Source organism: Cellulosimicrobium sp. BMG9.23 (assembly GCF_059159985.1).
Map to the genome: position 1 here is coordinate 248,122 of NZ_JBZGBZ010000005.1, position 24,759 is coordinate 272,880.

The window sequence follows — 24,759 nt, forward strand, 5'->3', positions numbered from 1 at the left end:
CGAGGAGCCGTCATGCCGTCCGACCGCACGCAGCCCGTCCTCGCCGGGCTCGTCACCGCGCTCGTGGGGTTCACGAGCTCGTTCGCCGTCGTGCTCGCCGGGCTGCGGGCCGTGGGCGCGACGCCCGAGCAGGCGGCCTCGGGTCTCCTCGCGCTGTGCGTCACGCAGGGCGTCGGCATCCTGTGGCTCACGTGGCGCCACCGCACGCCGATCACGCTCGCCTGGTCCACGCCGGGCGCGGCGCTGCTCGTCTCGACGGGTGCCGTCGCCGGAGGGTGGCCGGCGGCAGTCGGCGCGTTCTGCCTCGTCGGCGCGCTCGTGCTGCTGACCGCCCTGTGGCCCCGGCTCGGCGAGCTCGTGGGCGCCATCCCGAGGCCCGTCGCGCAAGCCATGCTTGCCGGGGTCCTGCTCACGCTGTGCATCGCGCCCGTGCGGGCGCTCGTCGACCTGCCGCTGCTCGTCGGGCCCGTCGTCGTGGTCTGGCTCGTGCTGCTGCGCCTCGCGCCGCGGTGGGCCGCTCCGGCGGCGCTCGGCGTGACGCTCGCGATCGTCGTGGTGACGGCCGCGGGCTCCGGCGCGCTGGCGTGGTCCGACGCCGTCCCTCGCCTCGACCTCACGGCCCCGGCGCTCTCGTGGCAGGCCGTCGCGGGAATGGCGGTGCCGCTCTACGTCGTGACGATGGCGTCGCAGAACGTGCCGGGCGTCGCCGTGATGGCGTCGTTCGGCTACCGCGTGCCGTGGCGCGAGGCCATGACCGTCACGGGCCTCGGCACGCTCGTCGGCGCGCCCGCCGGCGGGCACGCGATCAACCTCGCCGCGATCAGCGCCGCGCTCGCCGCCGGGCCGGAGGCCCACCCCGACGCCCGACGGCGCTGGGTCGCCGCCCACACCGCGGGCTGGGCCTACCTCGTGCTCGCCGTCGCGTCGGCCGGCCTCGCGTCGCTCGTCGCTGCCGCGCCCGCGGGTCTCGTCGAGGCCGCGGCGGGACTCGCGCTCGTCGGGGCGCTCGGCGGCGCGCTCGCGGGCGCGTTCGCCGACGCGCAGGGTCGTGAGGCCGCCGTCGTCACGCTGCTCGTCGCGGCCGCGGGAGTGAGCGTCGGCGGCATCGGCGCGGCCTTCTGGGCCATCCTCGCCGGACTGGCCGTCCACGCGGTGCTGCACGTGCGCCGTCGGGCACCGGCACCGCCCGCCGAGAGAGAACCGCCTGTTGCGAGGTAGAACCGCAGACCGCGAGATAGAGCTTCCGGAGCTCTACCTCGCGACCTGGGGTTCTACCTCGCGGGAGCCGGTTCGAGCGCGTCGGGTCCGAGCACCGAGAAGTTGTCGCGGAACAGGTTGCCAGGGTCCACACGACGCTTGAGCGCGCGCAGCCGGTCGAGCGTCGCGGGCGGGAACGCGTCCTCGACCCGCTCCGGACGGGGGTCGGTCTCGAAGCTCAGGTACGAGCCCGTGAAGACCTCGGCGAGCGCGTCCCACCGCGCGTCGAGGCGCGCGCGGCTCGCGCCCATCGCGCTCACCGCGAAGTTCGCCGACCGGTGCGCGTACGCCGTCGCGTCGGCGGGGACGTCCGACGCCGTGCCGCCCGTCGAGCGGATCTGGAAGAAGTACGTGTCACCGCTCGCGACGAGGCCGGCGAGCCGCGCCGAGGCGGCGGGCGTGAGGTGCTCGAGCAGGCCGGACCGGGCCACCGGCTCGCCCGACCCACCGTGCGGCCCGCGCGGCGGCGCCTGCACGACGGCGTCGTACGGCAGGATCTGCGCCTGTGCCTGCTGGAGGAGCGGCGCGATCGCCGCGAACGGCTGGAGTCGCGCGAGCACGGTGTCCGGGTCGTCGGAGTCGACCATCGTCATCGTCTGCGCGACCACGGGCTGCCCCGCGCGCGGGCGCCCCATGAGCAGGAAGCTCGTCGTGTCGCGTGGCGCGGCCTCGACGGTCGCTCCCCAGCGTTCGAGGAAGTTCGCGGTGTCGGACGCGTCGTGCACCATCTGCGCGAACCCGACGGCTCCGACCTCGTCCGCGACGAGCTCGAACGACGTGACGACGCTGAGGTTCGCCCCGGCCCCGCGCACTCCCCAGAACAGGTCCGGGTTCTCGGTGTCGCTCGCGCGGACCACCGAGCCGTCGGCGAGCACCATCTCGACGGCCCGCACGTGGTCGATCGTCAGACCGTGCGCGCGCCCGAGGAAGCCGATGCCGCCCGCGGTCGCGAGCCCGCCGACGCCGACGCCCCCGGAGTCGCCCGACGAGATGGCCCAGCCGCGGGGAGCGAGCGCCGTCGCGACGTCGCCCCACCGCGCACCCGGCCCCACGCGCACGAGGCGCGTGGCGTCGTCGAGCACCTCGATCCCGGCCAGTGCGGCGAGGTCGACGACGATCCCGCCGTCGTTGGTGGAGCGGCCGCTGATCCCGTGGCCGCCCGAGCGGACGGACAGCGGGACCCGTCGCGTCACCTCCTGGTCGCGGGCGAACGCGAGCGCCTCGACGACCTCGGCCGTGTCGCGCGGACGCAGCACGAGGCCCGGCGAGCCACCGCGCAGGTACGTCGAGCGCACGGCCGCGTGCTGGGCGTCGCCGGGCTCGACGGCGCGCTCGGCGAGTGATTCCGGGACGTCGTCGTACGCGATGCCCGACCGGCGGGCGGCGCGCATCGCAGTCGGGACGACGCGGCTCGTGTCGGTGCCGGTCGTGGTGCGCTCACGCTCGACCGCCGCCCGCAGCGCCGGCACGACCTCCTCGGCGAAACGACGGGTGGTGACCTCGTCGTCGGACGCGAGCACGAGCGTCGAGACGCCCTCGCCGACGACGAGCGGCAGCAGCCGTTCGACCCACGCCTCCGGCGGCCCGGCGAGGTCGGGGGCGCCCATGCCGCGCGGCGTCGCCTCGACTACCGAGAAGACGCCGGACACGTTGAGCACACGCGTGATCTCGCGCGGGTCGCGACCGGCCGCGATCGCGGCGGCGTCGATCGCGGCGTTGCCCGCGCGCAGGCCGTCGATCCCGACGCGCCCGAACGACGGCAGCCAGCCGTCGGCGACCCGACCGGTCAGCCGCAGCATGCGCGGCCCGAGCGCGCCGAGCCACACGGGGATGCGGCGCGTGGTCGCCGGTCCGGGCTCGGCTCCCTCGAGGCGGTGGTGGTCCCCGGGCAGCAGGACGCCGCCGCGCGGACCCGCGGGGACGGCGCGCGCGACGTCCTCGCCCCAGATCGCGCGGATCACGTCGACCGCCTCGGCGAGCGCGTCGACGCTCTCGCCGGCGGACAGCCGCGTCACCCCCATCGACTCCATCGCGTCCCAGAACGCACCGGCGCCGAGCGCGAGGTCCACGCGACCGTCGGAGAGCACGTCGAGGCTCGCAGCGGCGCGCGCGAGCACGGCGAGTGGGCGCATCGGCACGTTCACGACGTTCGGCGCGACGTGGATCCGCTCGGTCGCGGAGGCGACGTAGGTCAGCAGGGTCCACGTGTCGAGGAACCGCGGCTGGTACGGGTGGTCCTGGAACGTCACGAGGTCGAGGCCGAGGTCCTCCGCGAGCACGGCCCGCGCGACCGTCGCGTCGGGGTCGTCGGCGAGCGGCGTGACGAACGTGCCGAACCGCAGCGGGTGTCCGTAGTCGGTCATGCGCGCGCCTCCTCGGCCGGTGCCGTGCCGGTCGTGCCGCGCTCGGCCGCGACGAGCTCGCGCGCCGCGGGGGCGACCTCTCGGCCGACGACGGCGAGGGTCGTCGGGTCGTCGCCCATGACGACGTACGTCGAGACGCCGTGCTCGAGCGTCACGGCCGCGACCTGCTCGGCCCACTGCTGCGGCGGCCCCTGGAGGAAGCCGCTGCCACTGTCGGCCGTGAAGCGGCCACCGACGTTGAGCAGGCGGCGCACCGCGGAGGGGTCGCGGCCGGCGTCGCGCGCGGCGTCGTCGATCGTCGCGTTGCCGCGCGCGAGCGCCTCGAAGCTCTGCAGGTAGGCGAGCGACGGCAGCCAGCCGTCCGCCGTCCGGCCGACGAGGCGCAGCATGCGCGGTTTGAGGGCGCCGACCCAGATCTCGGCGTCGTGCGCGGGGGCGGGACCGCGCTTGGCGCCGTCGACCCGGTGGTGCTCGCCGCCGGCGACGAGACGCTCGCGCGTGGACGTGTCCCACAGCCCGCGGATCACGTCGATCGCCTCCTCGAGGGCGTCGACGCTCTCCCCCGGCGTGAGGCGCTCGCCGCCCATCGCCACGATCGGGTCCCAGAACCCGCCCGCGCCCAGACCCAGCTCCACCCGGCCGCCGGTGAGCCGGTCGAGGCTCGCGACCGAGCGCGCGAGCACGCTCGGCGGGCGCAGCGGGAGGTTGAGGACGTTGCCGGCGATCCGCACGCGCTCGGTGCGGGCCGCGACCCAGCTCAGGAGCGTCCAGGTGTCGAGGAACCCCGGCTGGTACGGGTGGTCCTGGAACGTCACCAGGTCGAGGCCGACCTGCTCCGAGAGGACGGCGAGGTCGACGACGTCGCGCGGCGACGCGGCCGACGGGGTGATGAAGGAGCCGAAGCGGAGCTCGTGGCCGTAGTCCATGCGTCCTCGATCCGAAGATGTGTTGTTGAGCAGAACATATCTACAACAGATAGGTGGTGCAACAGCATTCCCGCGCTACCCTGGTCGCATGTCCACGTCCACACAGCCGACGACGCACCCGAACGGGCCGCACGACGCCCCGACCCTCACGACGGCACCGCGTCGGCACGAGGACCTCGGCTGGCACCTCGGCGTGCTCCTGCGCGCCTATCGCGCCGCCGTCGAGGACGCCCTCGTCGACGTGCCGCACGGCACCCGCGGATACCAGGTGCTGGTCTCGGTCGTGCAGGGCGACCAGCCCACGCAGCTCGCGCTCGCCGAGTACCACGGCATCGACCGCACGGTCATGACGTACCTCGTCGACGACCTCGTGACGGCCGGCCTCGTCGAGCGCCAGCAGAACCCCGCCGACCGCCGGGCGCGCCGTGTCGTCGCGACGGCGACCGGGCGCCGTCGGCTCGCGGACCTCGCCGCCCAGGTGCACGACGCCGAGGACTCGCTCCTGCGGAGCCTCTCGCCCGAGGAGCGCCATGCCTTCCGGACGCTCATGCGGCGCGTCGCGTGCGACCTGCGCGACGTCGACGCGGGCACGGACCCGTGCGCCGTCGCGGAGGACGAGCTCGCCGCACGCGAGATAGAGCCCCAGTCCGCGAAGTAGAGTCCCAGTCCGCGAAGTAGAGCCCCGGTCACAGACCAGGGCTCTATCTCGCGGACCAGGGTTCTACCTCGGCAGCGGGTCCGCGGTGTTCGGTGAGGCGGCGGCATCGGCGATAGCGTCGGCGACCGGTACCTCGCCCTCACCGTCACCCCGCCCGCGCAGCGGGTAGAGCCAGAAGCACACGAACGCGAGCGCCGCGAGCACCACGGGGACCGCGCCGAGGAGGAGCCGCACGCCCGTCGCGACGCTCTCGGGCTGGACCACCGAGTCTGCGGCCCCCTCGACGTACCCGCTCGCGCCGAGGACGGCTGCGACGAGCACCGCCTGCACGATCACCGAGCCGCGCACGACGAAGCCGTTCGCCCCGAAGTACATGCCCTCGCGCCGCAGCCCGGTCCGGCGCTCGTCGTCGTCGATGACCTGCGCGAGGGCGACCTCGAGCACCTGCATGAGCCCGGCGACACCGACCCCCACCGCGAGGCCGGCCAGCGCGGCCCCGAGCACGGTGGTCGGGATCAGGTACAGCGTCGTCGCGAGCCCGTACACCGCGACGACCCAGAGCATCGCCGTCCGCGGCCCGACGCGGCGCACGACCCACGACCAGCCCAGGATCGACGGGATCGCGGCGACGAAGATCGGCGCGAGGAGGAGCGTCGCGTCGGCCTCGACCCCGCCGAGCACGTACCGCACGTAGAACGGCACGGCGGCGAGGACGATCGCCGTCGTGCTCTGGAGCAGCAGCGACCCGAGCACGTACGTGACGAACGCGCGGTTCGCGAACGTGTAGCGCAGCTGGTCGCGCAGGCCCACACGCGCCTCGCGCTCGCGCATCGCGGCCTCGTCCACCGGCCGCTCCACCATCCCGGGGAGCGACCACGCGAAGAACCCGAGGCTCACGACCGCGAGCGCGACGGCCATCCACGTCCAGCCGAGCGTCCCGTACAGCAGCGGCGCACCCGCCGTGCCGAGGATCATGCCCACGAGCCCGAAGATCTGGCGGGGCACGTTGCCCCGGGCGCGCTCCGCCGTCGTGCGGAAGATCTCGGGGAACAGCGCCGAGATGTTGAGGACCACGACGACGTACGCGACGTCGTACACGGCGACGACGACAAGGAACCACGCGACGAGCCCCGCCGGCCCGAACGGCGGCGGCATCCACACGAGGGCGAACGCCACGACCAGGGGGACGACCCCCAGCCCGATCCAGGGCACGCGCCGGCCCCAGCGCGTGCGCCGCCGGTCGGACGCCGCGCCCACGAGGGGGTTGAGCAGCGCGTTGAGGATCCCGTGCGCGACCATCGCGCCCGCGACCCAGCCCGCGGGCACACCGAGGTGGTCGACGTAGAAGTACACGACGAACGCGGAGAAGGTCTGCAGCAGCAGGTTCGCCGGGAACGCGGACGCCCCGTACGCGACCACCTGCGCGCGCGACGGCGCGCCGACGAGCCGTCGGTCGCGCACCCGGGCCAGCAACCCCGTGCCCGACGTCGCGGGGTCGCCCGGGACCGACGGTTCGCTCCGCGAGGTGCTCACCTCTCGCCCCGCTGCACCGCGCGCAGGTCGCGCCAGCCGACCCGGACGATGCCCTCGGCGGCGATCAGCGCGGCGACGTCGGGGTCGGCGAGCAGGCGGTGCTCGAAGCCCCGCTTGGGCACCCCGTAGTCGGCGACCTCCGCGAGCTCGTCGTCGTCGAGCATGGGGTGCAGGTAGATCTCGGTGACCCCCGCCGGGACGCGGCGCAGGAGGTCGAGGAAGCCGGCCTTGACCTCCGCGTAGTCCTCCTCGCCGGGCGTGCCCTCGCCCGCGAGCGCGAACGGGTGCGTCCACAGGCGGTCGGGCAGGACGACGCCCAGGGCGTCCGCCGCGGCCGTCGCCTCGTCGAGGACCGGCTGGAGGTCGCCCGGGGGCAGGTCCATCCCGTCGGTCGTGCGCGGGAGCCGGAACGGCAGTCCGTGCCGCGCCGCGAGCTCGAGCACCTGGGGCAGGAACGAGCGCCCCGTCTCGAGGCCGTAGACCGACCCCATGTGGTTGTCGAGGTGGGAGACGTCCGCCCCCGCCGCGAGCGCCGCCTCGACCTGGGCGGCCAGCTCGGCCGCGACGTCCTCGTCGCGCGCCTGCCGCTCGACCGTGGCGACGTCCGCCGGGAAGTACCCCGCGGCGTCGACCAGGGACGTGCCCGTCCCGGTGAGCGGGCGCCACCGGTAGCGCGTCCACTCGCTCGTCAGGACGAGGTGCACGCCGACGTCGGCCTGCGGGTGCGCGGCGGCGAACGCGAGCGCGTCGGGCGCCCACGCGCACGGGACCATGAGCGAGGCGGAGTCGACGTGCCCGGCGAGCAGCAGCCCCTCGATCGCGCGGTTCGCGGCGCGGCACATGCCGTAGTCGTCGGCGTTGAGGATGATCGCGCGCGTGCCTGGGTCGAGGCCGAGGCGCGACGTCAGCGGCGCGGTCACGACGCGGCCTCGTCGGTCCCGGGCTCGTCGGCCTCCCCGCCGGTCGCGCCGTCCGTGGAGGCGACGTCGACGGCCACGGCGGCCCGGACCACGTCGTCGCGCAGCGCGTCGCTCGCCGCGCGGGCGGCGCCCACGACGACCGCGTCGGGGCCGAGCGTGGACGGGGCAACGCGCAGGCCGAGGACGGCGACCCGGTCGGCGAGGAAGCGCGTCACGCGGTCCGCGATCGGTGCCCGTGCCGCCTGGTCGGTGAGGACGAACAGCTCGGGCTCGACGACGAGGGCGATCGTCCCGGCGACGACGGCGATCCGCTCCGCGACGAGGTCCAGGACGTCGGACGCGGCCCCGTCGCCCCGCTCGGCGCGGTCGACGACGTCGCGTACCGTCACGTCGTCGGACAGCCCGTACTCCCTCGCGACCACCCGGAGCGACCCCTCCCCGAGCACCTCGGACCCGAGGGGACGCTCGGGGTGCGGCAGGAACGAGATCTCGCCCGCCCCGCCCGCGGCGCCCCGGTGCAGCTTTCCGTCGACCACGATCCCGGCGCCGAAGCCTCCGCCGAGCCCGAGCACGACGAAGGTCGGGACGCCGACGGCGACGCCGACGCGCTGCTCGGCGAGCGCGGCGAGGTTGAGGTCGTTCTCGAGCGTGACCGGGCAGCCCAGGGCGTCGACGAGCGCGTCGTGCAGCGTCGTCCCGCCCTTCTCGTAGCCCGGGACGCGCCGCACGGTCGCCTGGTCGCTCCCGACGATCGCCGGCACCGCCGCGACCGCGCGGCTCACCTCGACGCCCGTCTCCCGCCCGAGGCGCGTCGCCACGTCCGCCACGCAGCCCCGCCCGAGCTCGGCGGCGGCCCGCGCCCGGGCGACGGGGGTCGCGGCGACGTCCCGGCGCTCCGCGCGCGCCCGCACCGCGCCGGTGACGTCGACGAGCGCGACCCGCACACGGTCGCGTGCGACCTCGACCCCGAGCCCGAACGCGTGGTCCGGGTCGACGCGGTAGAGGATCGCCGCCGGGCCACGGCGCTCGCGGTCGAGGCCGGCCTCTGCCACGGCGCCCGTCGAGACCAGCGCGCGCAGCGTCTGCGTGACCGCGCTCCGCGCGAGCCCGGTGGCCGCCGCGACGTCGGGCCGGGTGAGCGCGTCGTCGCGGCCCAGCGCGTCCAGCACTGCGCGGGCGTTGAGCGTGCGCAGGTGCGCGGGGGAACCTGCGGGCAGCGTGTCCATCTGGTCTCCGTCGACGGTCGGTTGCGCCGGGTCGCGGCGCGTTCGGTCGGGATGGCCGACCTTCTCGGGAGGGTAGCGATCCACCGGGACGGTTGTCGACGGCATCCACCCGCGCTGTGGACCGTCGTGCGCCGGGCCGCCCCGATGGCGGTCCCGGCGCGCCCCACGGGTACCGTGACGGGGTGATCCGCCGAGCCCTCGCCCGCGCCTTCTGGGCGACGAGCCGCTGGACCTTGCGCTCCCAGCCCTACGACACCCGGCGTCCGACGCTCCTCATCGGCGCGCCGCACACGTCGAACTGGGACTTCGTCCTCATGCTCGCGATCGCGTGGCGCACGGGCATCCGCTTCCGCTGGCTGGGCAAGCACTCGCTGTTCGCCGGGCCTGCCGGCCCGGTCATGCGCGCGCTCGGCGGGATCCCCGTCGACCGGCGCGACCCGAGCCGGGTCGTGACCGACGTCGTCGCGCGCCTCGCCGCGGGTGAGGTCTTCTCGCTCGTCGTCACGCCCGAGGGCACGCGCGGCGCCGGCAGCTACTGGAAGTCGGGCTTCTACCGCATCGCGCGCGAGGCCGGGCTGCCCGTGACGCTCGGGTACGTCGACCGCACGACGATGACCACCGGCCTCGGCCCGACGATCGAGCTCACGGGCGACGTGCGCGCCGACATGGACGTCGTGCGCGCCTTCTACGCCGACAAGTCCGGGCTGCACCCGGCGTCGCGCACCGAGCCGCGCCTGCGCGAGGAGGACGCGCCGCCCGCCGCGCCCTGACGCGTCGCCCGCCCGACGCTTCCGAGGCGACGGTCGTCCGCAGTCCTGGCCCGGGGCCCGGCCCCGGGTACGTGATCCCCACACGATCTCGCCGGCGACGTGCTCCGCCCGGGGGGGACGGACCGGCCGAGGGCCCGCCCGGACGGGCGCGATCCCGGCGAACGCGACGCCCTCGTACGGGGATCCCCGTAGGCGCGGGGCTGATGCCGCTCGGCGTTGTCCGGAGGGCAGGGCATGCATACCGTTCGTCGGGTCACCGCCGACTGTACGGACTCCGTACGAATGTCGGCCCTCCCGACACAGAGAGCGAGTCCCCCATGAGACGACTCCGCGCGGCGCTCGTCGCCGTCGCCGTCGCGACCACGGCCCTGGTCGCCCCGATCGCGATCGCGCCCAGCGCGTCGGCGCACGGCTGGATCACGTCGCCGCCCAGCCGCCAGGACCACTGCGCGAAGGGCACCACGTCCTTCGACTGCGGGTCCATCGAGTACGAGCCCCAGAGCGTCGAGGCGCCCAAGGGCTCGATGCAGTGCTCGGGTGGCAGCGGCTACTCGATCCTCGACGACGCGAGCAAGCCGTGGCCGCGGACGACCACGGGCAGCACGGTGACGTTCCAGTGGAACCTCACCGCGAACCACGCGACGAGCGTGTGGGAGTACTTCGTCGACGGCAAGCTGTTCAAGACGTTCGACGGCGGCGGGGTGCAGCCCCCGAAGGACATCTCGCACACCCTCACCGGGCTGCCCCAGGGCAACCACACGATCCTCGCGCGCTGGAACGTGTCCAACACCGTCAACGCCTTCTACAACTGCGTCGACGTCACCGTGACGGCGGGTGGCACCGACCCGGGCGAGCCCGACCCCGACCCGACCGACCCGCCCGTCGACCCGGAGCCGGGCGAGTGCACCGACGCCGCGTGGTCCGCGTCCGCCGTGTACACGGGCGGGGCGAAGGTCTCGCACGACGGCAACGTCTACGAGGCCAAGTGGTGGACCCAGAACAGCGTCCCGGGCACCGAGGAGTGGGGACCGTGGAAGCTCACGGGCACCTGCTGACGCACTGAGGCCGACGGCGGCCGGGCCGGTCCCGAGGACCTGCCCGGCCGCCGTCGTGCCCCGTCCCGCGCGTGCAGGGGGTGCGCGGGACGACGCGCTACGCGGAACCACCTACGTGCTTCACCGGATTGTCCGCGGTCCTCCCTTTTTCGTAGCGTCGAAGGGTTCGACTCCGAGTGCGGCCCGCGACGAGGCGGGCCCGTGAGGACCCACGCACCACCGGATGGAGAGCGATACATCATGAGAAAGCTCAGAGCAACCCTCGTGGCCGCCGTGGTCGGCGCGCTGGCGATCATCGCCCCCGTCGCCGTCGCGCCGAGCGCGTCCGCGCACGGCTGGATCACGTCACCACCGAGCCGCCAGGACCACTGCGCGAAGGGCACCACGTCGTTCGACTGCGGGCCCATCAAGTACGAGCCGCAGAGCGTCGAGGCGGCCAAGGGCTCGATGCAGTGCTCCGGCGGCAGCGGCTTCAGCATCCTCGACGACGCGAGCAAGCCGTGGCCGCGCACCCAGGTCGGGTCGTCGGTGACCTTCCAGTGGAAGCTCACCGCGGCGCACAACACGAGCACGTGGGAGTACTTCGTCGACGGTGTGCTGTTCAAGACCTTCAGCCAGGGCGGGGCGCAGCCGCCGAGCAACATCTCCCACACGCTGACCGGGCTGCCGCAGGGCAACCACACGATCCTCGCCCGCTGGAACGTGTCCAACACGCCGATGGCGTTCTACAACTGCGTCGACCTGACGATCGGCACCGGGGGCGGCGGACCCACCGACCCGCCGACCGACCCGCCGGGCGAGTGCACCGCACCCGCCTGGTCCACGAGCGGCGTCTACCTCGGTGGGGCGCGCGTCTCGCACGCGGGGAAGACCTACGAGGCCAAGTGGTGGACGACGGGCGAGAACCCCGCCCAGAGCGGCCAGTGGGGCGTCTGGAAGGATCTCGGCGCCTGCTGATCCCCACCGCCGACCAGGTCGTCGTGGACCGTCCCGGGCTCGGGACGGTCCACGGTCGCACGGTCGGCGGTCACCAGGGCATGACCGTCAGCCGCGGCCGCGCAGCCGGTCGATCTCGCGCCGCTCGCGCTTGGTCGGGCGGCCGGCGCCGCGGTCGCGCAGGGCCAGCGGCACGGAGAGCTCGCGCGGCGGCGGGGGCGGGCTCTGGTCCGTCAGCGCCTCGGCCGCGACGGCGGCGGAGACGCGCTTGACCAGCACCTTCTCCACGACCAGCACCTTCTCCGCGAGACCGCCGCGCACGACGACGCGGTCCCCCGCCTTGACGTTCGTCGCCGGCTTGGCGCGCTCGCCGTTGACGCGCACGTGCCCGGCCTTGACGCCGGCTGTCGCCTGCGACCGGCTCTTGTACACGCGCACGGCCCACAGCCAGCTGTCGACGCGCGCGCTCGCCGCGGTCCCGCCCGTCGACCCGCCCGCAGCACCGCGCGTCGAGCTGCCTGGAGCACCGCCTGTCGCCATGTCCCGAGCCTACGAGGTCCGGCGTCCTGCTCCCGTGACCTGCCACGACATGCCCCACGACGTCTTCTCGGCGTGCGAGAAGCGGTCGTGCGTGCCACGGTGAAGCGACGCCATTCGGGGTGACCGCCCCGTTTTGGCGGGATGTGTCCTACAGGAACGGAGACGTGACATGGGAATCATCGGCTGGATCCTCATCGGGCTCATCATGGGTGCGATCGCCCGCGCGATCGTCCCGGGCAAGCAGCAGGGCGGCTGGATCGTCACGCTGATCCTGGGCGTCCTCGGCGCCCTCCTGGGCGGCTTCATCGGGACAGCGATCTTCGGGACGGACGTGAACGAGGAGTTCTTCGATCTCGGCACATGGGGCTTCGCGCTCCTCGGCTCGCTCATCGTCGTCTTCATCTGGTCGTGGTTCACCAACCGCAAGCGCGCCTGACGGCCCGCCCGGTCGGCCCGCCGACCGAGAGCCACCACGACGGCTCGGCCCTTCGGGGCCGGGCCGTCGTCGGGAGCCCCCACGTCGCCGCCCTGCCGCCCGGCGGCTAAAGCCGTGGACACGAACTGCGGTCGGCGTGACCCTGAGAGCATGAGCAGCACGAGCAGCACCGCGGCGACCCTCACGGACGTCGACCTCGCGCCGGGACTGATCCTCGTCGAGGTTCTCGCCGACGACCCTCCCGTGAGCTCCCCCAACGCCCCCGAGGCCTGGGCGTACCGTGCGATCGCGGACATCGACCACGAGCTCGAGCGCGAGACCCACGGCTACGACGACATGGCGCTCGAGGCACGCGACGCGCTCTCCGGCATGCGGCACCAGGAGTACGCGACGAAGCGGCGCTTCGTCGTCGCGCGCGCCGAGTCCCTGCGCCCGGGCGGCCCGCCGCCCGCGGTGGGCGACGTCGTCGCGCACCTGTTCGTGGCCTGCCCCACCACGAGCAACCCGCGCCTGGCCGAGCTGTACCCGTTCGTGCGCCCGGCCGCGCAGGGGCAGGGCATCGGCACGGCTCTCCTCGCTCTCGCCGAGCGTCTCGCGGCGCAGTCCGGGCGCACGTCGCTCCTCAGCCACACCCTGCAGGGCGCCGAGCCCGCCCCGGGGCCGGGCACCGTGGCCGCGACGACGGGAGCGGGGCGCGTCGACGCCGACGCCCCCGGGACCCGGTTCGCGCTCGCGCACGGGTACGTGCTGGAGCAGGTCGACCGGCACTCGGTCCTCGAGCTCCCGGTAGCCGACGGCCTGCTCGAGCGGTTCGGCGCCGAGTCGCGCGCGGCCGCGGGCGAGGACTACCGCCTGGTCACCTGGTCCGACGAGGTCCCGGACGCGTGGGTGGACCAGGTCGCCGTCCTGTTCACCCGCATGAGCACCGACGCACCGGTGGGCGGCGTCGACTACGAGGAGGACCCTTGGGACGCGCAGCGCGTCCGCACGTGGGTCGCCCAGCTGCGCGGCCGGAGCTACGGCTTCCTCATGACGGCGGCGGAGCACGTGCCGTCCGGCGGGCTCGCGGCGTTCACGCTCTTCGAGTACCCGAAGGACCGGCCGGAGTTCGCGCACCAGGAGGACACGCTCGTCCTGCGCGAGCACCGCGGCCGCCGGCTCGGGATGCTCGTCAAGGTCGCGAACCTCGAGGCGCTCGTCGCCGCCCGCCCGGCGACGCGGCGCATCCACACCGGCAACGCCGAGGAGAACGAGCACATGCTCGCGATCAACGTCGCCCTGGGCTTCCGGCCCGCGGGCGGCTGGGCGGCGTGGCAGAAGAAGACCGGCACCACCGCCGGCAGCACCACCGGCAGCCTTGCCGGCACGCAGCAGGAGGACGCATGAGCAGCACGACCCGTCCGAGCACGACGGCGATCCGGATCGACGCCGTCCCCGTGTCGCTCGACGCCCCCGACGCCTGGGCTGCGCACGGCACGGTCCTCGTCAGCGAGGCGATCGACCGGGACGTCTACGGCCACACCGACCTCGCGCTCGACGCCGGCACGGTCGTCGGCACCGTGGCCAGCGGGGAGTACCGCCGCACGGTCCGGCGGGTCGCCGTCGTCGACGGCAGCGACGGCACCGCGGGCTCCGAGGTCTCGGCGGACGGCGGGGGGCCGCGCCCCGAGGACGTCGTCGGCCGGTCGATGATCGCCCTGCCGCTGCAGGGCAACACCCACGCCGCGATCGTCTACGTGGGCGTGCACCCCGACCACCGCGGCCGCGGCGTCGGGGCCGCGCTGTGGGAGGACGCGCTGGCGATCGCCCGCGAGGCGGGGCGACGGGTCGTCATGGCCGACTCGACCTTCGCGCCCGAGCCTCCGCCCGGGCCGGACGCGATCGAGGCGCCGACCGGCAGCGGCCGCATCCCCCGGCACGACGCCGCGACGACGTTCGTGCTCGGCCGCGGCTTCGTGCTCGAGCAGGTCCTGCGGCACTCGACGCTCGAGCTGCCCGTCCCCGCGGAGCGCCTGGACCCGCTGCGCGACGACGCCCGTCGCCGCGCGGACGGGTACCGCGTGCACGTGTGGACGGACGAGGTGCCGGACGCCTGGATCGACCAGTTCGCCGTGCTCGAGACGCGCATGAGCACCGACGCGCCGAGCGCGGGCCTGGAGATCGAGGAGGACCCGTGGGACGCGCAGCGCGTGCGCACGGCGTCCCAGGAGATCCACGACCGCGGCCAGGGCTACGTCATCGCCGCGGCCGAGCACGTCGCGACCGGGACGCTGTCAGGGTTCTCGATGGTCGCCTACCCGCACGACAAGCCGGAGGTCGTGTTCCAGGAGGACACGCTCGTGCTGCGCGAGCACCGCGGCCACGGGCTCGGCCTGCTCGTGAAGGTCGCGGTGCTCGACGAGCTCGCCCGCTCGCGCCCCACGTCGCGGCGCGTCCACACGTGGAACGCGCAGGAGAACGCGCACATGCTCGCGATCAACGTCGCGCTCGGGTTCGCGCCGGCGAGCGTCGACGCCGAGTGGCAGCTCCGCCTGGAGGCTGCCGGGGACGCGGCCGACTGAGCGCCGAGCGACGGGGTCCCGTCAGCGGATGCCGTCGAGGAACCGGACCACACGCTCCACGACCAGTGCGGAGGCCTCGGCGTCGTGGGACGGCAGGCTCGGGTCCGTGAAGAGGTGCTGGTCGCCGGGGTAGAGGAACAGCTCGGCGTCGGGCGTGGAGTCCACGAGCTCGCGCGCCGACTCCAGGTCGCCCTCGCCGACGAAGAACGGGTCGGCGTCCATCCCGTGCACCTGCACCGGGACGCCGTCGGGCCACGCCTCGCCGAACTCGGAGACGGGCACGCACGCCTCGAGCAGCACGGCGCCCTTCGCGCCCGCGCGTGTCTGGGCGAGCATCTGCGCGGGCAGCACGCCGAACGAGATGCCCGCGTAGACGAGCCCGGGTCCGAACCCGTCGGCAGCCGAACGCCCCCGGTCGACGAGCGTGTCGAACCCGAGCTCCTCGGCGTACCCGATCCCGTCCTCGATGGTGTCGAACGTCTGGCCCTCGAAGAGATCGGGCACGTGCACGACGTTCCCCGCGTCCCGCAGGAGGCCCGCGATCTCCTCGATGCCGTCCGTGACGCCCAGGGTGTGGTGGAAGAGCAGCACCTCAGCCATGTCTTCTCCGTCTCGTCGGTCCTCGCGGCGCGGCCGCACCGCCCTGTCCCATCGTGGTGCGTGACGCGGCCGCCCGCCGCTCGTGCGACCGACCGAGGGACGGTCGGGGTGGGCGCGCGGCGTCGTCGGTCAGTAGCGTGGCCCGCATGACCACCTCGCCCGTACCCCCTCCCGTCGACGCCACCACGACCGCGTCCTGGGACGCGCTGACTGCCCACCGCGACGCGCTGGACCCGGACCTTCGCGGCTGGTTCGCCGCCGACCCGCAGCGCGCGGACCGGCTGACGCACCAGGCGGCCGACCTCACCGTCGACCTCTCGAAGAACCTCGTCACCGACGAGACGCTCGAGCTGCTCACACGGCTCGCGGACGAGGTGGACCTCGACGGCCGACTGGAGGCGATGTTCCGCGGCGAGCACATCAACGTCACGGAGGACCGCGCCGTCCTGCACACCGCGCTGCGCCGCCCGGCGCCGCTCGGCGGCGACGAGCACCTGGTCGTCGACGGCCAGGACGTCGACGCGGACGTGCACGCCGAGCTGCACAAGGTGTACGAGTTCGCCGACCGAGTCCGGTCGGGCGAGTGGACGGGCGTCACGGGCGAGCGCGTGCGGACCGTGGTGAACATCGGCATCGGCGGCTCGGACCTCGGGCCGGTCATGGCGTACGAGGCGCTGCTGCCGTACAAGCACGAGGACATCGAGGTCCGGTTCGTCTCGAACATCGACCCGACGGACGTCGCGGAGAAGACCGCGGGTCTCGACCCGCGGACCACGCTGTTCATCGTCGCGTCCAAGACGTTCGGCACGCTCGAGACGCTGACGAACGCGCGCCTCGCGCGGGACTGGCTGTGGACGTCGCTCGCCGACGTCGGCGCCCTCGACGACACCGACGAGGCGCGTCGCGACGCCGTCGCCAAGCACTTCGTCGCCGTCTCCACCGCGCTCGACAAGGTCGCCGCCTTCGGCATCGACCCGGCGAACGCGTTCGGCTTCTGGGACTGGGTCGGCGGGCGCTACTCGGTGGACTCCGCCATCGGCACGTCGCTCGCGATCGCGATCGGCCCCGAGCGCTTCGCCGAGCTGCTCGCGGGGTTCCACGCGATCGACGAGCACGTGCGCACGACGCCGTTCGCGCAGAACGTGCCGGTCCTCATGGGCCTGCTCAACGTCTGGTACGTCAACTTCCTCGACGCGCACACGCACGCCGTCCTGCCCTACGCGCAGTACCTGCACCGGTTCCCGGCGTACCTGCAGCAGCTGACGATGGAGTCGAACGGCAAGCGCGTGCGCTGGGACGGCTCCCCCGTGACGACCGAGACCGGCGAGATCTTCTGGGGCGAGCCCGGCACGAACGGCCAGCACGCGTTCTACCAGCTCATCCACCAGGGCACGCGGCTGATCCCGGCGGACTTCATCGCCGTCGCGAACCCGGCGCACCCGCTCACGGACGACGTCGGCGACGGCGGCGCGGTCCAGCCGGGCGCGGACGTGCACGGGCTGTTCCTCGCGAACTTCTTCGCGCAGACGAAGGCGCTCGCGTTCGGCAAGACGGCGGACGAGGTCCGCGCGGAGGGGACGGACGAGTCGCTGGTGTCCGCGCGCACCTTCCCGGGCAACCGCCCGACGACGTCGATCCTCGCCCCCGCGCTCACGCCGTCTGTCCTGGGTCAGCTCATCGCGCTGTACGAGCACATCACGTTCGTCCAGGGCGTCGTGTGGGGCATCGACAGCTTCGACCAGTGGGGCGTCGAGCTCGGCAAGAAGCTCGCGCTCGAGATCGCGCCCGCGGTCGCCGGCGACGAGGCCGCGCTCGCCGCGCAGGACCCCTCGACGGAGGCCCTCATCACGCGCTACCTCGAGCTGCGCGACTGACCTGGGCCGAACACGGGGTTGGTCACCGGATCTCACGAGATCCGGTGGCCAACCCCGTTCTCGTGGGTCGGCAAGCCCGTGCTCGGCTCTCCGTGAGGGGCCGCTCCTGCCCGACGACGCCCGCTCACTCGGTCCCGGACGGCACCTTGTCCTTGACGTCCTCGTACGACGTGTCGACGGGCGCCTCGGCCGGGGCGTAGATCAGCCGGACGACGCCCGTCGGGAACGCCTCGGACCGCAGGAGCGTCAGCGGGTACCGCGGCTCGCCCTCGTCGAAAAGGCGCTCGCCGGTGCGCGCCGCGACGGGGTGGACGAGCAGGCGCAGCTCGTCGAGCAGCCCGGCCGCGAGGAGCTGTCGCACGACCGAGATCGACCCGGCGACGAGGATCCGGCGCGTCCCGGGCTCGGCCTTCAGCGCACGCACCGCCTCGACGAGGTCGCCGTCGAGGCGCTCGACGTGGCGCCACCCGAGGTCCTGGTCGCCGCGCGTCGCCACGACCTTGCGCGTGTCCCCGAGGCGCTTCGCGAACTCCGCGTCCTCCTCGCCCGCGGCCTCCCGGTCCGGCCACGCGCCGGCGAAGCTGTCGTACGTCACGCGCCCGAGCAGCAGGACGTCGACCTCCTGGTAGTCGTCGTCGACCGCGGCCGCCATGGTGTCGTCGAAGTAGGGGAAGTGCCACTCCGGGTCGATCTCGGCCACCCCGTCGAGCGAGATGAACAGGGTCGAGACGAGCGTCGCCATGGGTTCCTCCGGGTGTGCGGGTACGAGCGGGTCGTGAGCGGACGGGGTCCTGCGCGGACTCGGAGGTGGACCACGCCCGCGCACGGAACTCATCGGTGGACCTGACTCGAGACGGGGTCGGGCGGCACGTCGTCCTCGGTACGAGCATCGACGAACGCACGCGGGTCTGGTCACCGGGAGCGCGCCGGTGATAAGTTCGAGATCAGTCGCAGGTTTAGCGTTAAACTCTGCTCTCCGGGACAGGTCGGTGCGGACCACCCCCGGTCCTCGCGACGCTCCCGGGCCACCAAAGGAGGTGGCTCCTGACAGGAAGCGGGCCACCGTGCGCCTCACCGCCGAACATGCTGCAGAGCATCCACAGACCACCCGCGACCGCGCGCGACGATCCCGCGCACCCGGATCCAGGCGCCTCGCCCGGTTCGTCGCCGCGCTCACCACGGGTGCCCTCGCCGCGACGCTGCTGGGGTTCGTCGCGTCGCCCGCGAGCGCCGCACCCACGCGCTACGAGGCCGAGTCCGCCGCCCGCTCGGGCGGCGCGGTCGTCGCGACGGACCACACCGGGCACACCGGCTCCGGCTTCGTCGGCGGGTACACCGACGGCAACAAGGGATCGGCCGCGACGACGTTCACGGTCGCCGCGAGCGCCGCGGGCGACCACACGCTCACGCTGCGCTACGCCAACGGCACGACCGCGCCGAGGACGATGAGCCTCGTCGTCGACGGCGGGGTCGCTCGCCAGGTGACGCTCCCCGCGACGGCGGGCTGGGACGCGTGGGGCACGGTGTCGACGAGCGTCCAGCTGAGCGCCGGGAGCCACGCGGTGGCGTACCGGTTCGGGACGGCCGACTCGGGCAACGTCAACCTCGACCACCTCGACGTGACGCCGCCCTCCCCGGGCTCCGGCCCCGGAGCCGGTCCGCTCTTCGAGGCGGAGCAGGCGACGCTCGCAGGCGGCACGGTCGTGTCGACCGAGCACGCCGGGTACACGGGCAGCGGGTTCGTGGGCGGCTTCACCGACGGCAACCGCGGCGCGGCGTCGGCGGCGTTCGCGGTGCGGACCACGGCCGCCGGGTCGTACGACCTCGCGCTGCGCTACGCGAACGGCACCGGCTCGGCGCGGACGTTCTCTCTGCGGGTCGACGGCGGCGCGACCCAGCAGGTCACGCTCCCCGCGACCTCCGGCTGGGCCGCGTGGGGCACCGTGACCACGCGCGTCACGCTTGCGGCGGGCGACCACACGCTCGCGTACTCCTACGGCTCCGCCGACTCCGGCAACGCGAACCTCGACAGCCTCACGGTGTCGGCCGCGCCGGTCGGCCCCGTCGACCCGGTCGACCCCGAGCCCCCGTCGGGCGGCGCGGGCGAGGCCGAGTCGGCGTACCTCGCGGGCGGCACGACGACGTCGACCGCGATCGCCGGCCACGCCGGGTCGGGCTACGCGACCGGCTTCACCACGACGGGGGCGCGCGTGGTGCGCACGCTCGCGGCGACGGCGTCGGGCACGCAGACGCTCACGGTGCGGTACGCGAACACCTCGGGATCCGCCCGCACGCTCGCCGTCGTGGTGAACGGCCGCGCGGCGGGCACCGTGTCGCTGACCTCCGGGTCCGGCTGGCGCACGGCCACGGTCCAGGTCCCGCTGCGCGCCGGGGTGAACACGGTCGCCCTGCGTGCGCCGTCGACCGGCTCGGACGTCGCGGTCGACAGCCTCGTCGCCACCGGCGAGACGGCGCTCGCGACGCGCGGCGCGACGACGCCGTACACCCAGTACGAGGCCGAGTCGGGCTCGACGAGCGGCACGGTCCTCGCGGCGTCGCGCACGTACGGGACCGTGCAGGCCGAGTCGAGCGGGCGCCGCGCCGTGCGGCTCGACGCGACGGGCGAGCAGGTCAGCATCACCCTGACGAAGCCCGCGAGCGGGCTGGTGCTGCGCTACTCCATCCCCGACGACGCGGCCGGCAACGGCCGGACGTCGCCGCTCGGGATCTACGCGAACGGCACCAAGGTCACCGACGCGACACTCACGTCGAGGCACGCGTGGGTCTACGGCGCGTACCCGTTCCACAACGACCCGTCGCTGGGCAGCCCGCACCGCTACTACGACGAGCTGCGCGTGCCGATCGGCGACCGGCCCGCCGGCACGGTCATCATGCTGCGCAAGGACTCGACGGCGGTGGCGTACGTCGACGTCGACCTGGTCGAGGCGGAGGTCGTCCCCGCGGCACTCACCGCCCCGGCGGGCGCGGTGTCGATCACGTCGCACGGCGCGACGTCGGGCGGCGGGGACGACACCGCGGCGATCCGGGCGGGTGTCGCGGCGGCGAAGAGCGCGGGCGCGCCCGTCTGGATCCCCGCCGGGACGTTCCACGTGAACGACGCGATCCAGGTCTCGGGCGTCACGGTGCTCGGCGCCGGCCCGTGGCACTCGGTGCTCCAGGGCACCGGATCCAAGGGCGGGTTCTACGGGACCGGTGGCGGCGTGACCGTCGCCGACCTCGCGATCTTCGGGGACGCGACCGTCCGCGACGACGCGAACTCCCAGGCCGCGATCGAGGGCGACTTCGGCGGAGACACCCTGATCCAGAACGTGTGGGTCCAGCACACCAAGGTCGCGCTCTGGGTGCGCCCGGGATCGCGGGACGTGCTCGCTGTCGGGCTGCGCGTGCGTGACACGTACGCGGACGGCGTGAACTTCCGCACCAGCGTGGCGAACTCGCAGGTGGTCCAGTCGACGTTCCGCAACACCGGCGACGACGGCCTCGCCATGTGGTCCGACGGCGGCCCCGTGTCGAACAGCGTGTTCGCCTTCAACACCGTGCAGGCGCCCGCGCTCGCGAACGGGCTCGCGGTCTACGGCGGGTCGGGCAACCGAGTCGAGGACAACGTCGTGGCGGACACCGTCAACGCCGCGGCAGGCATCGCGATCAGCACGCGCTTCGGCGTGCCGTTCAGCGGCACGACGACCGTGCAGCGCAACACCCTGGTCCGCACCGGCAGCCGTGAGCCCAACTGGCCCGCCGAGCTGGGCGCGCTGTGGATCTACGCCGACGTGCACGCGATCGACGCGCCGATCGTCGTGCGGGACATCGACATCGTGGACAGCACCTACGCCGGAATCCTCATGTCGTGGCAGAAGCCGATCCGGCAGGTGAGCTTCGACCGGGTGCGCATCACGGGCTCGGGGACCTACGGCATCGAGATCCACGCGTCGGGCAGCGCGTCGTTCGCCGGTACGACGGTGTCCGGCTCCGGGAGCGGCGGCCTGCTCAACGACATGGGCTACGTGCTCAACCGCGGGAGCGGGAACTCGGGCTTCTGACGAGCACGGGACCAGCCACTGCCGAGCACGGGATCAGGCACCGCCTCCGACCGGATACGGTGGCTGATCCCGTGCTCGGTGCGTCAGGCGCGGCGCAGACCGAGCGCGACGACGGCGCCGACCGCGACGTGCTCGGCGAGCAGCACGACGACCGCCCCGGCGCTCACGCCGCCGAGCGGGCCGAGCAGCGACACGAGCAGCACGACGGCGCACGTCACGAGCCAGGCTCGCTCACCGCGGTCCTGTCTCGCCGCGCGGAGCCGCCCGAGCAGCGCGCGCACGCCCCACCCGGCAAACCCGACGACGAGCGCGGCCACGACCACCGCGACGAGTCCGACGTCCCGCGTCGTCGCGCCGGACCGGACGGCGACGTCCACCCCGGCGGCCGTCCCGACGAGCCGCACGACCGCCGCGGCCACGGCGGCGGCGAGCGGGACGGACCAGCGAGGCACGCGGCGTCGGACAGCGATCGTGTCCTGGGCGGGGTTCTGCGACGTGGTCATGGTGGCCTCCTTCGTCACGCGGCCGGAGCCGCGGCCGGCCTCGTGCCGACTCCTCCACGCTGTCGCGCGTCGCGGCACCGCCGCGCCCGTCCGACGTCGGCGACCGGCCCACCCGGAGGTGGGGGCGACCCCCGACGGGCCGACCGCGACCCCCGACCTTGGTCGGTATCCGCCAGGGGCGGCGCCGCCTAGCGTCACCGACATGAGCACTCCCCGTCCGACCTCCCCGACCTCGAGCGGTCCATCCGTCACCGCGGCCGTCGACCCGACCATCACTCCGATGACCGCCCCCGCCCTCGACTGCGCGCCCCTCGCCGGGCCCCCGGTCCTCGCAACCTCCTCCGCGCGCCACGACCCCATGGCTCGCGTCATGCCGTGGTCGTGGGTCGCCGCGGCGTGGGCTGCCGTCGCGGTCCTGACGCTCCTCTCGCTCGTGCCCCTCGTGGTCGGGGACGAGCCCCCCGCCGCAGGGGTCGACATCGCCGTCGCGGTCGCCGCGGTCGCTGCCCTGCCGCTGCTGTGGACGCGGCGACCGATCTCGGTGGCCGTCGCCCTCGCGGCGCTCGTCGCGGTGTCCGGCGCCGCGACGCCAGCGTCGACCGTCGCGACGCTGCACGTCGCGCGCTGGTACCCCGTGCGGACGGCGCTGCCGGTCGCGCTCGCGGGGTTCCTGGGTCACGCCGTCCAGGCGCTCTGGCGGCCCGTCGCCCTGCCGATCGGCTGGTGGCTGCTGTGCGACCTCGCCGTCCACGCGGCCCTCCTCGGCTGGGGCGCGTACTGGCAGGCGCGCGCCGAGCTGCTCCGGTCGCTGCGCGGGCGCGCGCACCGGGCCGAGGCCGACGCCGAGCGCCGCGTCGTCGAGGCCCGCCTCGCCGAGCGCACGCGCATCGCGCGCGAGATGCACGACACGCTCGCCCATCGCCTGTCCCTCCTCGCCTCGACGGCGGGCGCGCTCGAGTACCGGCCCGACGCCCCTCCCGAGCGTCTCGCGGCCGCCGCGGCACTCGTGCGCGAGGGCGTGAGCGCGGCGCTCGACGACCTGCGCGACGTCGTGCGCGTGCTCCGCGACCTGCCGGACGACGACCGACCGGCGGACGACCTCCGGCTCGCGCCGCAGCCGACGCTCGCCGACGTCGACCGGCTCGTCGCCGAGGTCCGGGCGGCGGGAGGCGACGTGGCCTACGAGCGGACGGGCGACGTCGTGCCGCCGCCCGCCGTCGCCGTCGCGGCGTACCGCGTCGCGCAGGAGGGCCTGACGAACGCCCGGCGCCACGCGCCCGGCAGCCCGGTGACGTTGCGGGTCGCGGTGTCGCCCGGCGAGGTGCGCGTCGTCGTGTCCGACGCCGGCGCTCGCCTCGTGCGGAGCGGTCCCCCGGTCCCCGGGGTCGGCACGGGGACCGGACTCGTCGGCCTGCGAGAGCGCGTCGACCTGCTGGGCGGGCGCCTCGACGCCGGGCCCCGCGGCGGCCCGCACGACGCGGGCTGGGTCCTCGACGCCCGGCTACCGTGGGGCGCATGAGCGCCGACACGCCCACGGAGCAGCCCCGGCGCACGCGGCTCGTCGTCGTCGACGACGACGCGCTCGTGCGGTCCGGGCTGCGGATGCTGCTCGACGGGGCGAGCGGCATCGAGGTCGTGGGCGAGGCCGACGACGGCGGTGCGGTCGCGGGCGTGCTCGACGCGCACCCGGCCGACGTCGTGCTCATGGACCTGCGGATGCCCGGCGTCGACGGGATCGAGGCGACGCGCCGGGTGCGGGCTCGGGCGGACGCACCGGCCGTCGTCGTGCTCACGACGTTCGACTCCGAGGAGGAGGTCGCGGGCGCGCTGCACGCCGGGGCGTCGGGCTACCTGCTCAAGGACATGGCACCCGAGCGGATCGTCGCCGCGGTGCTCGCCGCGGCCGCGGGCGAGCCCGTGCTCTCACCCGCGATCGCGCGGCGGCTCATGACGTCCGCGGCGTCGGCGGGCGGCGCTCGCGAGCGGGCCCTCGCGACGCTCGACCGGCTCACCGCGCGCGAGCGGGACGTGGCGGTCGAGATCGGGCGCGGCGCGAGCAACGCGGAGATCGCGGCACGCCTCTATCTCTCCGTCGCGACCGTCAAGGCGCACGTGTCGAACGTGCTGCTCAAGCTGGGCGTCGAGAACCGGACCCAGGTGGCGCTCGTCGTGCACGACGCGGCCGCGGACACGGAGGCGTGAGAGGGCGAACGGCGGTCAGTCGCCGGGCCACTCCCCCGTCCAGCGCTCGAACGCGCGGGCACCGCCCCGGTCGATGAGCGCCTTGACCACGGCGTAGATCGCGCCCTGGACGAGGGCCGCGAGCAGGATCTCCTTGAGCGGGTACTCCGACTGCAACGGGGTCGGGGCATCCTTGCGGTCTCCGGGGGCCACGCGCTTGTAGACCTGCTTGAACACCTGCCCCGCGACGAGCCCGCCGACGATCGAGCTCACGAGCCCGACCGGACGGTAGAGGATCTTGGCGGCCTTGCCGCCGTCCTTCTCGGGAAGCTGCTCCCCGATCGATGCGTCGCTCATCC

At 74.4% G+C, this 24,759-nt stretch carries 22 protein-coding genes; 12 read left to right on the forward strand and 10 right to left on the reverse strand.

From position 1 onward, the window contains the following. Window positions 1–12 precede the first annotated feature (12 nt). Window positions 13–1,218, forward strand: coding sequence for a benzoate/H(+) symporter BenE family transporter (locus AC4H2G_RS09900; protein WP_494365580.1), 1,206 nt, complete (start codon window positions 13–15; stop codon window positions 1,216–1,218). Between the two features lie 53 nt (window positions 1,219–1,271). Here AC4H2G_RS09900 and AC4H2G_RS09905 read toward each other — a convergent pair whose 3' ends face one another. Then, entirely contained in the window at window positions 1,272–3,620 is a 2,349-nt protein-coding gene (locus AC4H2G_RS09905; RefSeq protein ID WP_494365581.1) for an LLM class flavin-dependent oxidoreductase, read from the reverse strand. Next, entirely contained in the window at window positions 3,617–4,546 is a 930-nt protein-coding gene (locus AC4H2G_RS09910) for an LLM class flavin-dependent oxidoreductase (RefSeq protein WP_494365582.1), read from the reverse strand. Before AC4H2G_RS09910 ends, AC4H2G_RS09905 begins: the two co-directional genes overlap by 4 nt. Window positions 4,547–4,634: 88 nt before the next feature. On the opposite strand from AC4H2G_RS09910, the gene AC4H2G_RS09915 reads away from it, so the two are divergent. Beyond that, the gene (locus AC4H2G_RS09915; protein ID WP_494365583.1) at window positions 4,635–5,204 is read left to right on the forward strand and encodes a MarR family winged helix-turn-helix transcriptional regulator; all 570 of its coding nucleotides are present in this window, start codon (window positions 4,635–4,637) and stop codon (window positions 5,202–5,204) included. Between the two features lie 63 nt (window positions 5,205–5,267). Here the strand turns inward: AC4H2G_RS09915 and AC4H2G_RS09920 are convergent, their stop codons facing one another. From AC4H2G_RS09920 to AC4H2G_RS09930, 3 genes are read right to left on the reverse strand one after another with little or no spacing between them, the layout of a single operon-like run. Continuing rightward, entirely contained in the window at window positions 5,268–6,737 is a 1,470-nt protein-coding gene (locus AC4H2G_RS09920) for an MFS transporter (protein ID WP_494365584.1), read from the reverse strand. After that, window positions 6,734–7,657: a polysaccharide deacetylase family protein gene (locus AC4H2G_RS09925; protein WP_494365585.1), complete on the reverse strand. Its 924-nt coding sequence runs from the start codon at window positions 7,655–7,657 to the stop codon at window positions 6,734–6,736. The genes AC4H2G_RS09920 and AC4H2G_RS09925 overlap by 4 nt, the downstream gene beginning before the upstream one ends. After that, window positions 7,654–8,883, reverse strand: coding sequence for an ROK family transcriptional regulator (locus AC4H2G_RS09930; protein WP_494365586.1), 1,230 nt, complete (start codon window positions 8,881–8,883; stop codon window positions 7,654–7,656). Before AC4H2G_RS09930 ends, AC4H2G_RS09925 begins: the two co-directional genes overlap by 4 nt. Before the next feature lie 182 nt (window positions 8,884–9,065). Between AC4H2G_RS09930 and AC4H2G_RS09935 the strand changes: the two genes are divergently transcribed. The 3 genes from AC4H2G_RS09935 to AC4H2G_RS09945 all read left to right on the forward strand — a co-directional run bounded on the left by AC4H2G_RS09935 (window position 9,066) and on the right by AC4H2G_RS09945 (window position 11,665). Further along, window positions 9,066–9,653 (forward strand): 1-acyl-sn-glycerol-3-phosphate acyltransferase, encoded by a 588-nt coding sequence (locus AC4H2G_RS09935; protein ID WP_494365587.1) that lies wholly within the window; start codon window positions 9,066–9,068, stop codon window positions 9,651–9,653. A 317-nt stretch (window positions 9,654–9,970) separates the two neighbouring features. Continuing rightward, window positions 9,971–10,708 carry a lytic polysaccharide monooxygenase gene (locus AC4H2G_RS09940; protein WP_494365588.1) on the forward strand — a complete coding sequence of 246 codons (738 nt, stop codon included), beginning with the start codon at window positions 9,971–9,973 and terminating at the stop codon, window positions 10,706–10,708. Between the two features lie 240 nt (window positions 10,709–10,948). Next, window positions 10,949–11,665, forward strand: coding sequence for a lytic polysaccharide monooxygenase (locus AC4H2G_RS09945; protein ID WP_494365589.1), 717 nt, complete (start codon window positions 10,949–10,951; stop codon window positions 11,663–11,665). A gap of 87 nt (window positions 11,666–11,752) precedes the next feature. Here AC4H2G_RS09945 and AC4H2G_RS09950 read toward each other — a convergent pair whose 3' ends face one another. Next, window positions 11,753–12,184, reverse strand: coding sequence for an RNA-binding S4 domain-containing protein (locus AC4H2G_RS09950; RefSeq protein WP_494365590.1), 432 nt, complete (start codon window positions 12,182–12,184; stop codon window positions 11,753–11,755). A gap of 169 nt (window positions 12,185–12,353) precedes the next feature. Here AC4H2G_RS09950 and AC4H2G_RS09955 point away from each other — a divergent pair, with 169 nt between their 5' ends. From AC4H2G_RS09955 to AC4H2G_RS09965, 3 genes are all read left to right on the forward strand, one after another. Continuing rightward, window positions 12,354–12,620: a GlsB/YeaQ/YmgE family stress response membrane protein gene (locus tag AC4H2G_RS09955; RefSeq protein WP_494365591.1), complete on the forward strand. Its 267-nt coding sequence runs from the start codon at window positions 12,354–12,356 to the stop codon at window positions 12,618–12,620. 150 nt (window positions 12,621–12,770) lie between these two features. Beyond that, entirely contained in the window at window positions 12,771–14,006 is a 1,236-nt protein-coding gene (locus AC4H2G_RS09960) for a GNAT family N-acetyltransferase (RefSeq protein WP_494365592.1), read from the forward strand. Further along, window positions 14,003–15,181, forward strand: coding sequence for a GNAT family N-acetyltransferase (locus AC4H2G_RS09965; protein WP_494365593.1), 1,179 nt, complete (start codon window positions 14,003–14,005; stop codon window positions 15,179–15,181). Before AC4H2G_RS09960 ends, AC4H2G_RS09965 begins: the two co-directional genes overlap by 4 nt. A 21-nt stretch (window positions 15,182–15,202) precedes the next feature. Here the strand turns inward: AC4H2G_RS09965 and AC4H2G_RS09970 are convergent, their stop codons facing one another. Then, on the reverse strand, window positions 15,203–15,781 hold the full coding sequence (locus AC4H2G_RS09970) for a dienelactone hydrolase family protein (protein WP_494365594.1): 579 nt from the start codon (window positions 15,779–15,781) through the stop codon (window positions 15,203–15,205). Window positions 15,782–15,927: 146 nt separating this feature from the next. Here AC4H2G_RS09970 and pgi point away from each other — a divergent pair, with 146 nt between their 5' ends. Then, window positions 15,928–17,655: a glucose-6-phosphate isomerase gene (gene pgi, locus AC4H2G_RS09975; protein WP_494365595.1), complete on the forward strand. Its 1,728-nt coding sequence runs from the start codon at window positions 15,928–15,930 to the stop codon at window positions 17,653–17,655. 124 nt (window positions 17,656–17,779) lie between these two features. On the opposite strand, the gene AC4H2G_RS09980 is transcribed toward pgi, so the two are convergent. Next, window positions 17,780–18,397 carry a dihydrofolate reductase family protein gene (locus tag AC4H2G_RS09980; protein ID WP_494365596.1) on the reverse strand — a complete coding sequence of 206 codons (618 nt, stop codon included), beginning with the start codon at window positions 18,395–18,397 and terminating at the stop codon, window positions 17,780–17,782. A gap of 295 nt (window positions 18,398–18,692) precedes the next feature. On the opposite strand from AC4H2G_RS09980, the gene AC4H2G_RS09985 reads away from it, so the two are divergent. Continuing rightward, window positions 18,693–21,716: a carbohydrate-binding protein gene (locus AC4H2G_RS09985; protein ID WP_494365597.1), complete on the forward strand. Its 3,024-nt coding sequence runs from the start codon at window positions 18,693–18,695 to the stop codon at window positions 21,714–21,716. An 83-nt stretch (window positions 21,717–21,799) separates the two neighbouring features. Here AC4H2G_RS09985 and AC4H2G_RS09990 read toward each other — a convergent pair whose 3' ends face one another. After that, entirely contained in the window at window positions 21,800–22,219 is a 420-nt protein-coding gene (locus AC4H2G_RS09990; protein WP_494365598.1) for a DUF6069 family protein, read from the reverse strand. 280 nt (window positions 22,220–22,499) lie between these two features. Here AC4H2G_RS09990 and AC4H2G_RS09995 point away from each other — a divergent pair, with 280 nt between their 5' ends. Together AC4H2G_RS09995 and AC4H2G_RS10000 are read left to right on the forward strand one after the other, a co-directional pair. Then, entirely contained in the window at window positions 22,500–23,738 is a 1,239-nt protein-coding gene (locus AC4H2G_RS09995) for a sensor histidine kinase (protein WP_494365599.1), read from the forward strand. Next, window positions 23,735–24,421, forward strand: coding sequence for a response regulator (locus AC4H2G_RS10000; RefSeq protein ID WP_494365600.1), 687 nt, complete (start codon window positions 23,735–23,737; stop codon window positions 24,419–24,421). The genes AC4H2G_RS09995 and AC4H2G_RS10000 overlap by 4 nt, the downstream gene beginning before the upstream one ends. Before the next feature lie 15 nt (window positions 24,422–24,436). Here the strand turns inward: AC4H2G_RS10000 and AC4H2G_RS10005 are convergent, their stop codons facing one another. Further along, on the reverse strand, window positions 24,437–24,757 hold the full coding sequence (locus AC4H2G_RS10005) for a DUF4235 domain-containing protein (protein ID WP_494365601.1): 321 nt from the start codon (window positions 24,755–24,757) through the stop codon (window positions 24,437–24,439). Between the last annotated feature and the right edge of the window lie 2 nt (window positions 24,758–24,759).

Coding starts and splice junctions, on each gene's coding strand:
- AC4H2G_RS09900 (WP_494365580.1), top strand. CDS start 13: ATGCCGTCCGACCGCACGCAGCCCGTCCTCGCCGGGCTCGTCACCGCG.
- AC4H2G_RS09905 (WP_494365581.1), bottom strand. CDS start 3,620: ATGACCGACTACGGACACCCGCTGCGGTTCGGCACGTTCGTCACGCCG.
- AC4H2G_RS09910 (WP_494365582.1), bottom strand. CDS start 4,546: ATGGACTACGGCCACGAGCTCCGCTTCGGCTCCTTCATCACCCCGTCG.
- AC4H2G_RS09915 (WP_494365583.1), top strand. CDS start 4,635: ATGTCCACGTCCACACAGCCGACGACGCACCCGAACGGGCCGCACGAC.
- AC4H2G_RS09930 (WP_494365586.1), bottom strand. CDS start 8,883: ATGGACACGCTGCCCGCAGGTTCCCCCGCGCACCTGCGCACGCTCAAC.
- AC4H2G_RS09940 (WP_494365588.1), top strand. CDS start 9,971: ATGAGACGACTCCGCGCGGCGCTCGTCGCCGTCGCCGTCGCGACCACG.
- AC4H2G_RS09945 (WP_494365589.1), top strand. CDS start 10,949: ATGAGAAAGCTCAGAGCAACCCTCGTGGCCGCCGTGGTCGGCGCGCTG.
- AC4H2G_RS09950 (WP_494365590.1), bottom strand. CDS start 12,184: ATGGCGACAGGCGGTGCTCCAGGCAGCTCGACGCGCGGTGCTGCGGGC.
- AC4H2G_RS09955 (WP_494365591.1), top strand. CDS start 12,354: ATGGGAATCATCGGCTGGATCCTCATCGGGCTCATCATGGGTGCGATC.
- AC4H2G_RS09960 (WP_494365592.1), top strand. CDS start 12,771: ATGAGCAGCACGAGCAGCACCGCGGCGACCCTCACGGACGTCGACCTC.
- AC4H2G_RS09965 (WP_494365593.1), top strand. CDS start 14,003: ATGAGCAGCACGACCCGTCCGAGCACGACGGCGATCCGGATCGACGCC.
- AC4H2G_RS09970 (WP_494365594.1), bottom strand. CDS start 15,781: ATGGCTGAGGTGCTGCTCTTCCACCACACCCTGGGCGTCACGGACGGC.
- pgi (WP_494365595.1), top strand. CDS start 15,928: ATGACCACCTCGCCCGTACCCCCTCCCGTCGACGCCACCACGACCGCG.
- AC4H2G_RS09980 (WP_494365596.1), bottom strand. CDS start 18,397: ATGGCGACGCTCGTCTCGACCCTGTTCATCTCGCTCGACGGGGTGGCC.
- AC4H2G_RS09990 (WP_494365598.1), bottom strand. CDS start 22,219: ATGACCACGTCGCAGAACCCCGCCCAGGACACGATCGCTGTCCGACGC.
- AC4H2G_RS09995 (WP_494365599.1), top strand. CDS start 22,500: ATGACCGCCCCCGCCCTCGACTGCGCGCCCCTCGCCGGGCCCCCGGTC.
- AC4H2G_RS10000 (WP_494365600.1), top strand. CDS start 23,735: ATGAGCGCCGACACGCCCACGGAGCAGCCCCGGCGCACGCGGCTCGTC.
- AC4H2G_RS10005 (WP_494365601.1), bottom strand. CDS start 24,757: ATGAGCGACGCATCGATCGGGGAGCAGCTTCCCGAGAAGGACGGCGGC.